Source organism: Allobosea sp. CER48 (genome assembly GCF_044752385.1).
GTDB lineage: Bacteria > Pseudomonadota > Alphaproteobacteria > Rhizobiales > Beijerinckiaceae > Allobosea.
Map to the genome: position 1 here is coordinate 1 of NZ_JBIWYK010000170.1, position 6,357 is coordinate 6,357.

Consider the following 6,357-nt stretch of genomic DNA (forward strand, 5'->3'; position numbering starts at 1 on the left):
GCGATCGCACGGGCCTATGTCGAGACGGCACTCGCCAATCCCGGTCGCTTCCGGGTCGTCTTCGGCCAGCGCGACATGGACCGGCTGGATCCGGCCTTCAGGGCAGCTGCGAGACGCGCCTTCGGCATCCTCGTGCGCGAAGTGCGGTTGAGCCGTGGCCTGCCGCCCATCGCACCGCCGGGCGAGAAGCCGGCGGTCGACCTCCTTGCCTCGGACCTGCCGGAGGTGCTGCTGGCCTGGTCCGTCGTCCACGGTTTCTCGACGCTGCTGATCGATGGCGCACTCGATTTCCTCGGGGCCGATGGAGGCCGGCAGGCTTTTCTCGACAAGCACGCGGCCCGGCTGTTCGCGATGCTGGCATCGGGGCTTCCGGTGACGGAAGGGCTCGCAAATGCGAGCCCTCGCGATTAGGTTCATCTGATGCGACGCCTCATGCTTCTGCGCCACGCCAAGTCCCACTGGCCCACCGGTGTGGCCGATCGCGACCGACCGCTCGCCGCACGCGGGCGGGAAGCTGCTCCCGTGATGGGGCGCTATCTCGCCGAAGAACTGCTGCTGCCGGATCTCGTGCTGATCTCCCCGGCGAAGCGCACGGTCGAGACCTGGGAGCTGGTGGCGCCGATGCTGCCGGAAAAGCCTGCGACGCAGTACGAGCCTCGCATCTACGAGGCCAAGGTCGGGCGCCTGCTCGATGTCGTGCAGGACATCGAGGGTAACGTCCGCACGCTTCTGCTGGTCGGGCACAATCCCGGTTTCGAGGAGCTGGCGCATCTCCTGACGGGGCATGGCGACCGCTACGCTGCGGCGCGGATGAACCAGAAGTACCCGACCTGCGGATTGGCGGTTCTCGACTTCGCCGTCGAGGACTGGCGTGACGTGACCGAGCGCGGCGGCAGGCTGGATCGTTTCGTGACGCCGGCCTCGCTGGGCGAAGGACCGGACGAGTGAGTCCTGCGTCGTCGTGAGCGACATCTCCTATCTCGACAGCGCTCGCAGCGCCGCACTGGCCTTCGGAGACAGTGTGCTGGGGCTGGCGCGGCCGCGCCTGCGCATCGGCGTCACCGGTCTTTCCCGCTCGGGCAAGACGGTCTTCACCACCGCGCTGATCCAGAACCTGATCGAAGGCGCACGTTTGCCGGTGCTCAAGGCCGCCTCCGATGGGCGCATCGCCCGCGTGCGGCTGGTGCCGCAGCCCGATCCCGACATACCGCGCTTCCCCTACGAGGCGCACCGCGCGGCGATGAGCGGGCCAGATCGGCGCTGGCCGGAATCGACGCGCCGCATCTCGGAGCTACGCGTCGAGATCGACTACGAGCGCGCGGCGGGCTGGTTCAAGGGGCCGGCGACGCTGACCGTCGATATCGTCGACTATCCTGGCGAATGGCTTCTCGATCTTGCCCTCATCGGGCAGGACTACAAGACATGGTCGATGCAGGCGGTGGCCGACGCTCGCAAGGCGCACAGGCAGGGGGCGGCCGAGGCCTGGCTCTCGGATCTCGCGACGCGCGATCCGGACGGGCCGGCGGACGAACTTGCGGCCGAAGCGGCAAGCGACCTGTTCAAGAGCTACCTCGCCAGGCTTCGGGCGGACCCCGAGGCCGTCGCGGTGACGCCGCCCGGTCGCTTCCTGATGCCGGGCGATCTCGAGGGCTCGCCCGCCCTGACCTTCGCGCCGCTCGATCTCGGCCATGATCGCGAGCCGCGGCCCGGCACGCTCGCCGGGCTGATGGCGGAACGTTTCGAGGCCTATAAGCGCGTCGTCGTCACCCCGTTCTTCCGCGATCATTTCGCGCGGCTCGACCGGCAGATCGTACTGGTCGACGTGCTGGCGGCGCTCGATGCCGGCGCGCCGGCGCTGGCGGATCTCGAAACTGCACTGGGGCAGGCGCTCGCTGCCTTCTCGGTCGGCCGCAATTCCTGGCTGTCGAGCCTGTTCGCCCCGCGCATCGAGCGGGTGCTGTTCGCCGCGACCAAGGCCGACCATATCCACCACAGCAGCCATGACAGGCTGGCGGCGGTGATGTCGCATCTGGTCGGACGGGCGCTATCGCGGGCTCAGGGCGCCGGCGCCAAGGTCGAAGCGATGGCGCTTGCGGCGGTGCGTGCGACGCATGAGGTCCGGATCAAGCAGGGGCGCGAAGAGCTGCCGGCCATCGCCGGCGTGCCCGAGGCGGGCGAGGAGATCGACGGACAGGTCTTCGACGGCATCGCGGAGGCGGCGATCTTTCCGGGCGAGCTGCCGGAGCGGCCGGAGGCGATCTTCGATCCGAAGACGCGTTGGCAGGTGCGGGCGCCCCGCTTCCGGCCGCCGCTGGTCGAGCCCGATGCGGGCGGACGCGCCAAACCCCCGCCGCAAATCCGCCTCGACAGGGCACTCGAATTCCTGATCGGGGATAGGCTGGCATGAGGAGGCCGTGCCGATGACAAGGGCACCGCGCGCGATCCGCCTGGATCATCCCGGGCAGGACGAGATCGTGGGCGACGGCGTCATCCGCCATGGCGATGTCGCGATACTCCCGGAAAGCGAGCCGATCGATCCGGTCGAACCGGTCGCGGCGCCTTTGGCTAAGCGTGGTTTCTCCTGGGGTTCGCTGTTTGTCGCTGGACTCTCCGGTTTCCTGGCGTTGGCGGCCGGCGTCTGGGTGGAGAATACGATCTCGGCGCTGATGAGCCAGAACCCGGTGCTGGGCTATGCGGCGCTGGTCTGCGCTGCCGTTGCAGCACTGGCGCTCCTGGTGATGCTGGCGCGGGTCATCCGCGACATCCTGCGCGAACGAAAGGTCGAAGCCCTGCGCGAGCGGGCGACGCTGGCGCTTGCAGCCGGCACGCCGGATGAGGGGCGGGCGATCACTGACGAGCTGGTCGGCCTCTATGCGAGCCGGGCACAGACTGCGCAGGGCCGGGCGGCGTTGCAGGAAGCGTTGCCGCAGCTCTTTGCGGCCCGCGATATGCTGGCCGTGGCGGAGCGCAGTTTGCTCGTACCGCTGGACGACATCGCGAAGGGACAGATCGCACAGGCGGCGCGGCGGGTGTCGCTGGTGACCGCGGTCAGCCCGCGTGCACTGGTCGATGTCGTCTTCGTGCTGGTCGCCTGCGCGCGCCTGCTGCGCTCGATCGCCGGCATCTATGCCGGCAGGCCCGGCACGCTCGGCCTGCTCCGGCTGGCGAAGCAGGTGATGAACCATCTCGTCCTGACCGGCGGCATCGCGGCGGGGGATGCGGTGATCCAGCAGGTGGTGGGGCAGGGGCTCGCGGCGCGGCTCTCGGCCAAGCTCGGCGAGGGGGTGATCAACGGCATGCTGACGGCCCGGATCGGGCTCGCGGCGCTCGAGGTCTGCCGGCCACTGCCCTTCGTCGAGGCAAGCCCGCCGACGCTGGCCGAGGTGGCGAGCGACCTCGCCTCCTGGCGGGGCGGCAAGGATGGTGAGGCCTGATCCCGGCAGAATCTGCCGGGTCCGGGCTAAACTGCCCGGTCAACCCTGCCGGAAAGCCCTTCGTAAACGATCTAAGTCACTGAAATTACATGACCACCCGCATGGCACGCGCCATGCAGATCAGGCCTCGAGTTGTGGGCTGCCCTTGGGGGGCTGCCGGTCGAGGTGAGGGTTCCATGGGTGTTTTCAGTGCGCTGACGACGGCGGTTTCGGGGATGACGGCGCAGTCCTATGCGCTGGAAAACATCTCCGGAAACATCGCGAATTCGCGGACGACCGGCTACAAGCGCGTCGATACGAGCTTTGCCGATCTGGTGCCCGACGCGGCACTCAACCGGCAGATCGCCGGTTCGGTCGCGGCGTACAGCCAGGCCACCAACTCGATCCAGGGCGACCTCAACCCGACCCGTATCGACACCAATGTCGCAATCAATGGCGACGGCTTCTTCGTCGTCGACCAGCGTTCGAGCGGTGTCGGCGCCAGCACGCAGTTCGCCAACCAGAACCTCTACACCCGCCGCGGCGATTTCGATTTCGACGCCAACGGCTATCTGGTGAACGGCGCCGGTTACTATCTCAAGGGCCTGAAGATCGACCAGGTGACGGGACAGCTGATCGGGACGCAGCCTGACGTGCTGCGCATCACAAAGGATCAGTTCCCGGCCAAGGCGACGACCTCGATCGAGTATCGCGCCAATATCCCGGCCGTTCCGGCGACGACGCAGAAGGCGCAGGGCGGCAGCGAGTTCCTCAACGCCGCGTCCGTCACCGCAGCCGGTACGTCGCCCAACCCCTATGCCGGCAATGCCGCGGTCATGGGCAACAACATCACCAGCTTCCTGTCGAGCTCCATTCCGGGCGGTTCCGTGACCGTCTATGACGAACTCGGCAAGGCCACGAGCGTCGAGATGCGCTGGGCCAAGATCGACAATGGCAATCCGGCCGCCACTCCGCCGACCACTGGCACCTGGGGCCTGTTCATCGCCCAGAACACGAGTGCGACCGCCGGCACGGACGTCGCCTATGTTCAGGCCGGTCAGAACGTCACGTTCGGTACCACCGGGCAGATGATCTCCCCGGCGACCGGCGACATCGCGCTGCCGACCATGACGATCGGCGGCACGACGATCACGGGCATCAACCTGACGACAGGCGGCAACGGCGTGACCCAGAACGGCGACGTCAGCGGCCAGATCGATGCCCGCAGCATCCGCCAGGACGGCTACACCGCCGGCACGCTCGACCGCGTCTCGGTTTCGGCCGAAGGCCAGGTCATCGGCACGTTCAGCAACGGCCAGGTCGTGGCGCTCGCCCAGATCTCGGTCGCGCGCTTCAATGCCGACAACTCGCTGAAGCGGCTCGATGGCGGCGCCTTCGAGGAGACGATCGAATCCGGCCCGCCGATCATCGGCCTCGGCACCTCGCAGCTGGTTGGCGGCTCGGTCGAGCAGTCCAACACCGACATCGCCGACGAGTTCTCGAAGATGATCGTCACCCAGCAGGCCTATTCGGCCAACACCAAGGTCATCACCACCGCCCAGGAGATGCTCACCTCGGTGTTCAACATCATCCGCTGAGCGGCGCAGCCAGGTTGACGGCGGTCCAGAAGGGCCGCCGCTAGCGACAGGAGTTGGCGATGGGTCTGAGCACTTCCCTCAACACCGCGATCGGTGGCCTCAACGCCACGCAACTCGGCATCGGCGTCGTTTCGCAGAACGTCGCCAATGCCGGGACGACGGGCTATGTCCGGCGGCAGGTCTCGACCGCAGACAGCCTGTCCGGTCTCACGATCGGCGTCCAGAGCTCGCAGGTCCAGCGGCTGCTCGACAAGATCGTCCAGCACCAGCTCTGGCAGGAAGCCTCCGGCGCCGCCTATACCTCGACGCGGGCGAGCGCATTGTCGAACCTCGACAAGCTCTACGGCGCGCCGGGCAGCGCGACCGCGCTCGACACCGTCTTCAGCAAGTTCACCAGCGCGCTGCAGTCGCTGCAGAACGACCCCTCGTCCTACAGCCTGCGCTCGCAGGTGATCGACAATGCCACGCAGCTGGCGCGCCAGCTCAATACGCTCTCCAACGGCGTGCAGGCGCTTCGCAGCCAGGCCGAGAACGGCATCGCCACCGCCGTCTCCAAGGTCAATGACCTTCTCGGCGCGCTGACCAAGGTCAATGCCCGCATCGTCGCCAGTCCGAACGACAATGCCAGCGCGAGTCTGCGCGATCAGCGCGACCTGATCCTCTCCGAGCTGTCGCAATACGTCGACATCAAGACGACAGAGGATGCGCGCGGTTCGGTCTCGGTGGTGACAGGCTCCGGCACGCAGCTCTTCGACGGCCAGCCGGCCGTGACCTTCAGCTTCGACCAGCACAGCGCGATCGGCCCGGACGATCAGTGGAGCACCGATCCGACGAAACGCAGCGTCGGTACGATCACGATGAGGGATTCGTCCGGGAACGTCTCGGACGCGATCACCAACAAGATCTTCCGCTCCGGCGAGATCGCCGCCAATATCGAACTGCGTGACAAGACGCTGGTGCAGGCGCAGGCCCAGCTCGACGAGATCGCGGCGCAGATGTCGAAGGCGCTGTCGGATCGCGAGATCGGCGGCACGGCGGTGACAGCCGGCGCGGCCTCCGGCTTCGATGTCGACATGGCCGGGCTGCAGTCGGGCAACACCATCACGCTCGACTACAAGGTGACGCCCGGCGGCCAGACGCAGCGCTTCACCTTTGTCCGCGTCGATTCGGCTGCCTCCCTGCCGCTGCCGGCCTCGGCGGGTGGCGACGCCAACAACCGCGTCGTCGGCATCGACTTCTCCGGCGGTCCGGCTTCGGTCGCGGCGCAGATCCAGGCTGCCGTCGGCACCGGTTTCACAGTCTCCAACACCGGCTCGACGCTTCGCATCGTCGACGATGGCGCCGCA

6 protein-coding genes are annotated in these 6,357 nt (G+C 67.5%); all 6 read left to right on the forward strand.

The features are described 5' to 3' along the window. Positions 1–411 (forward strand): TetR-like C-terminal domain-containing protein (locus ACIPIA_RS08440; RefSeq protein WP_400508496.1); only part of this gene is annotated, 411 nt, incomplete at its 5' end. Between the two features lie 21 nt (positions 412–432). Beyond that, entirely contained in the window at positions 433–948 is a 516-nt protein-coding gene (locus tag ACIPIA_RS08445) for a SixA phosphatase family protein (RefSeq protein ID WP_400508498.1), read from the forward strand. Positions 949–961: 13 nt separating this feature from the next. Beyond that, complete coding sequence (locus tag ACIPIA_RS08450; protein ID WP_400508500.1) at positions 962–2,407, forward strand: YcjX family GTP-binding protein; 1,446 nt, start codon at positions 962–964, stop codon at positions 2,405–2,407. Between the two features lie 13 nt (positions 2,408–2,420). Next, the gene (locus ACIPIA_RS08455; RefSeq protein ID WP_400508502.1) at positions 2,421–3,434 is read left to right on the forward strand and encodes a YcjF family protein; all 1,014 of its coding nucleotides are present in this window, start codon (positions 2,421–2,423) and stop codon (positions 3,432–3,434) included. 176 nt (positions 3,435–3,610) lie between these two features. Then, the gene (locus tag ACIPIA_RS08460; RefSeq protein ID WP_400508504.1) at positions 3,611–5,011 is read left to right on the forward strand and encodes a flagellar hook protein FlgE; all 1,401 of its coding nucleotides are present in this window, start codon (positions 3,611–3,613) and stop codon (positions 5,009–5,011) included. Positions 5,012–5,070: 59 nt separating this feature from the next. Next, a partial coding sequence (flgK, locus tag ACIPIA_RS08465) for a flagellar hook-associated protein FlgK (protein WP_400508506.1) occupies positions 5,071–6,357 on the forward strand: 1,287 nt, incomplete at its 3' end.

What these genes read in the sequence shown, in the direction of transcription:
- ACIPIA_RS08445 (WP_400508498.1), top strand. Translation starts at nt 433, where the DNA reads ATGCTTCTGCGCCACGCCAAGTCCCACTGGCCCACCGGTGTGGCCGAT.
- ACIPIA_RS08460 (WP_400508504.1), top strand. Translation starts at nt 3,611, where the DNA reads ATGGGTGTTTTCAGTGCGCTGACGACGGCGGTTTCGGGGATGACGGCG.
- ACIPIA_RS08455 (WP_400508502.1), top strand. Translation starts at nt 2,421, where the DNA reads ATGACAAGGGCACCGCGCGCGATCCGCCTGGATCATCCCGGGCAGGAC.